Source organism: Arthrobacter sp. TB 26 (assembly GCF_000427315.1).
GTDB lineage: Bacteria > Actinomycetota > Actinomycetes > Actinomycetales > Micrococcaceae > Arthrobacter.
This window is the reverse complement of sequence record NZ_AUPJ01000519.1, coordinates 1-641: the sequence shown is the minus strand read 5'-3', so window position 1 is coordinate 641 and position 641 is coordinate 1. Positions and strand designations below refer to the sequence as shown.

The 641-nt window shown below is 72.9% G+C and carries 1 protein-coding gene and 1 pseudogene; both read right to left on the bottom strand.

Annotated features, from left to right (window positions below):
• A partial coding sequence (locus K789_RS24805; protein ID WP_192815800.1) for an NmrA family NAD(P)-binding protein occupies positions 1-154 on the bottom strand: 154 nt, incomplete at its 3' end.
• Positions 155-213: 59 nt separating this feature from the next.
• Positions 214-641 (bottom strand): annotated as a pseudogene (locus tag K789_RS0120550) (hypothetical protein); the annotation flags it as partial.

Here is a 641-nt window from a genome sequence, read left to right as displayed (position 1 = left end):
CGGGGAAGTACTCCACGCCGTCGGTCCGGGCCGCTGCCCCGGGGGGAGGCGGATTCCTGCAGAGGACTGCGACCCCGTGGCCGCCCGCGACAGCCTGTCGCACCACTTCACGGCCCACCTGGCCGGTTCCCCCGGCAACGCAAATTCGTGTCATGCCCTGAGGCTACCGGTCCGCGTCGGGTTCGTGCCCGCCCGGGGCTTGAAAGAAGTAGCTCAGGCCCGGCGTCGCTGCAGGACATCGTCCAGGTTGCTCAGGGCACTCTGCGCCTTGCCGAGGGGTTTCGGCTCGGCGTCCGCGCCGGGGCTGACGGCTGGCGCCTGCGGGAGGCCCTGCTTGAGCGACGGCTTTCCGACGGCCTTCGGGGCTTCCGGAAGGTCGAGCGGCTCGGGGGCGGCCCGCTCGGCCTTCGGCGCCTCCACGTAGGTGGGTTTGGGGACCTCCACCGGTTCCCAACTGGATCCTTCAGCGGCCTGGGGATCAGCGGCGCGGCGGACGGACGTGTCGCCCGAGGCGGCGGCTTCCGCCAGGGCCGCCTCGCGGAGTTCCTGGGCGGTCAGGGGCTTGGGCGCCGGTTTGCGTTCTGCGGCGCCGGCCTGGGCGTCAAAGAGCGGACTCTCGGCCCGTTCTCGGGGCTCCCCCG